The following is a 3,106-nucleotide window of genomic DNA, read 5'->3' on the forward strand; positions in this document are numbered from 1 at the left end:
CGCACCACCCCGCCCCCGCTCCCGGAACTGGCCAAGCTGGCCCAGCACGGCACCCTGCCGGGCATCGTGCACCAGCTCTCCGGCCTTGGCGGCTGCACCAACCCGATCCGGCTCGACGGCCACCGCACCGAGTACGACGTAGACACGGGCACCGGCGAGATCGGCCGCGTCCTCCAGCACCTCGACTCCACCGACCTCCCGGCCGGACAGCTCCTCGTCCGCTGCAACAACCGCCGTACGACCCGCTGCGCGGCCTGCGCAGAGGTCTACCGCCGCGACACCTTCCACCTGATCACCTCAGGCCTGCGCGGCGGCAAGGGCACCCCCGAACACGTCGCTGCACACCCGCGCGTCTTCGCCACCTTCACCGCGCCGAGCTTCGGCCCGGTTCACAACCGCCCCACGGGCCCGGCCGGAACACCCCGCCCCTGCCGCTGCGGCCTCCGCCACGACCAGGACGACGCGGCACTCGGCACCCCGCTTGACCCGGACACCTACGACTACGAAGCGGCCGTTCTCTGGAACGCGCACGCTGGTCCGCTCTGGCGGCGCTTCTCGACCTACCTGCGCCGAGAGGTCGCCAAACGCGCGGGCCTGTCCCAGCGCCGCTTCCGCGAACACGCCCGCGTCTCCTTCGCCAAGGTCGCCGAGTACCAGAAGCGCGGCGCCGTCCACTTCCACGCCGTCATCCGCATCGACGGCCCCAACGGCGGCGACACCCCACCCCCGGCCTGGGCAACCGCCGAACTGCTCACCGACGCCATCGGCACCGCCGCCGCCAAGGTCCGCGTGGGCGGCCCGGTCACCGACGGACGAGCCCACACCTTCGCCTTCGGCCGCCAACTCGACGTACGCACCATCCGCTCGGCCGACTTCAACAACGGCCAGGAACTCACCGAACGGGCCGTAGCGGCGTACATCGCCAAGTACGCCACCAAGGGCGCCGAGACCGCCACCGGAGCTCTCGACCGGCCGCTGAAGTTCGCCGCCGAGCTGGCCCAGCTCGACATCAGCGACCACGCCCGCCGCCTGGTCCGAACCGCCTGGACCCTCGGCGCACGCAAGGACCTCGAACACCTCCGCCTGCGTGCCTGGGCCCACATGCTCGGCTTCCGCGGCCACTTCTCCACCAAGTCACGCCGCTACTCCACCACCCTCGGCGCCCTCCGCGACGCCCGCGCCGAATGGCGCCGCGCCCAAGCCGCAGCGGCCAACGCACCCGCGCCCGACACGACGTACGTCCTCGCCCACTGGGTCTTCGCCGGAACCGGCCTGTCCGCCGCCGAAGCCTGGCTTGCCGCATCCCTCGAACCCGCCCCCGGAACGGAAGGAGAGCCCACCCATGCCTGAGCAGCACGCCACAGTCACTGTCTTGGAGCCTGCCGACTCCTCGGCGGTCCTGCTGACCGTCGAAGAAGCCGCCTGGCGGCTCCGCATCGGCCGTACGACGTGCTTCAAGCTCGTGCTCGCGGGCGAGATCGAGTCGGTCATGGTCGGTCGACTCCGCCGGGTTCCGCCCGAGGCTCTGCGTGCGTACGTCACCAAGCTCCGTCGTCGTCCCGCCGCGGCGGCCTGAGGGAAGGCCGGACATGGCAGAGAAGAAGCCGGAGAAGCGCACTCGTCAGCCCAACGGGGCCTCGTCCATCTACCTCGGCAAGGACGGGAAGTGGCACGGCCGGGTGACGGTCGGCGTCCGCGATGACGGCAAGCCGGACCGCCGCCACATCGAGCGGAAGACCAGGGCTGAGGTCACCAAGGCAGTTCGCGAGATGGAGCGGGCGCGGGACTCCAAGAAGCTCACGAAGCCCGGCAAGAGCTGGACCGTACAGAGCTGGCTTGAGCACTGGGTCGAGAACATCGCCAAGCCGTACGTCTCCGAGAACACGTACGACGGCTACGAGGTGGACGTGCGCGTTCACCTCGTGCCCGGCCTGGGCGCCCACCGACTCGAACGGCTGGAGCCCGAGCACCTGGAGCGCTTCTACCGGAAGATGCAGAGCTCCGGCAGTTCGGCCGGCACCGCTCACCATGCCCACCGAACCATCCGGGTCGCCCTCGGCGAAGCAGTACGGCGCGGGCACGTGCCCACCAACGCCGCCGAGATCGCCAAGGCTCCGCGCCTCGAAGAAGAGGACATCGAGCCGTACACGATCGAGGAGGTGCAGAGCCTGCTCGTCGAGGCGGCCAAGCTCCGCAACAGCGCCCGCTGGGTCGTCGCCCTGGCGCTCGGGCTGCGGCAAGGGGAAGCGCTCGGGCTGCACTGGGAGGACGTCGACCTGGACGCGGGGTACGTCCGCATCCGTAAGAACCGGCTCCGGCCCAAGTACGCGCACGGCTGCGGAGACAACCCGTGCGGCCGGAAGGCGGGCTACTGCCCCAAGCGGGAGCAGACCCGGCGCGAGCACAAGTCCACCAAGTCGCGTGCCGGGCGGCGCACCATCGGTCTGCCCGATCCGCTGATCAAGATTCTCCGGCTGCATCAGGAAGCCCAGGAGCGGGAGCGGATCGCGGCCGGTGGGGACTGGGAGGGCAAGGGGTACGTCTTCGCCTCGCCGGTCGGCGGGCCGCTGAGCCCGAACACCGACTTCCACGTCTGGAAGCGGCTGCTTCGGGACGCGGGCGTCCGGGACGGCCGTCTCCATGACGCTCGCCACACCGCCGCGACCGTCCTCCTGATCCTCGGCGTCCCTGACGTCGTGATCGACTCGATCATGGGTTGGGAGCCCGGGGGAGCGGCCCGGATGCGCGCTCGGTACATGCACGTGACGGGGACCATGCTCCGCAAGGTCGCGCAGCAGGTCGGCGACGCTCTGTGGGAGCTCCCGACAACGAACTGAGACGGAAACTGAGACGGAGCACGTCGAAGGGCCCCACCGCGAACGGTGGGGCCCTTCGACATCGTGCCCGGTGAGGCACTGGCGGAGGATACGAGATTCGAACTCGTGAGGGGTTGCCCCCAACACGCTTTCCAAGCGTGCGCCCTAGGCCTCTAGGCGAATCCTCCGCCGGAAACATTACATGACGGCGGGGAGTGCTTGCGAACTCGTTCGGGCGCGGGGGAGAGGACCGGAGGAGTCCGGGGGATCGGGTAGGCTGGGGGCAGCCC

Annotated in this window: 3 protein-coding genes and 1 tRNA gene; 3 read left to right on the forward strand and 1 reads right to left on the reverse strand. The window is 70.3% G+C overall.

Annotated features, from left to right (window positions below; translation table 11 throughout):
• Nucleotides 1-36: 36 nt before the first annotated feature.
• Genes FNH04_RS43800 through FNH04_RS43810 form a run of 3 tightly spaced genes read left to right on the forward strand, consistent with a single transcriptional unit; the run spans nucleotide 37 to nucleotide 2,837 of the window.
• A complete protein-coding gene (locus tag FNH04_RS43800) occupies nucleotides 37-1,350 on the forward strand; it encodes a replication initiator (protein ID WP_345670649.1) in 1,314 nt (437 codons plus the stop codon).
• Complete coding sequence (locus FNH04_RS43805; protein ID WP_152791804.1) at nucleotides 1,343-1,576, forward strand: excisionase family DNA-binding protein; 234 nt, start codon at nucleotides 1,343-1,345, stop codon at nucleotides 1,574-1,576. Before FNH04_RS43800 ends, FNH04_RS43805 begins: the two co-directional genes overlap by 8 nt.
• Before the next feature lie 13 nt (nucleotides 1,577-1,589).
• Nucleotides 1,590-2,837: a tyrosine-type recombinase/integrase gene (locus FNH04_RS43810; RefSeq protein WP_152791805.1), complete on the forward strand. Its 1,248-nt coding sequence runs from the start codon at nucleotides 1,590-1,592 to the stop codon at nucleotides 2,835-2,837.
• Nucleotides 2,838-2,916: 79 nt separating this feature from the next.
• On the opposite strand, the gene FNH04_RS43815 is transcribed toward FNH04_RS43810, so the two are convergent.
• Nucleotides 2,917-3,004 (reverse strand) — tRNA-Ser (locus tag FNH04_RS43815).
• Nucleotides 3,005-3,106 lie beyond the last annotated feature (102 nt).

Origin of the sequence: Streptomyces phyllanthi, assembly GCF_009377205.1 — a bacterium.
GTDB classification, from domain to species: Bacteria; Actinomycetota; Actinomycetes; order Streptomycetales; family Streptomycetaceae; genus Streptomyces; species Streptomyces phyllanthi.

Excerpts from the sequence above, each read along its gene's own strand:
- FNH04_RS43805 (WP_152791804.1), top strand. The coding sequence starts at position 1,343 with ATGCCTGAGCAGCACGCCACAGTCACTGTCTTGGAGCCTGCCGACTCC.
- FNH04_RS43810 (WP_152791805.1), top strand. The coding sequence starts at position 1,590 with ATGGCAGAGAAGAAGCCGGAGAAGCGCACTCGTCAGCCCAACGGGGCC.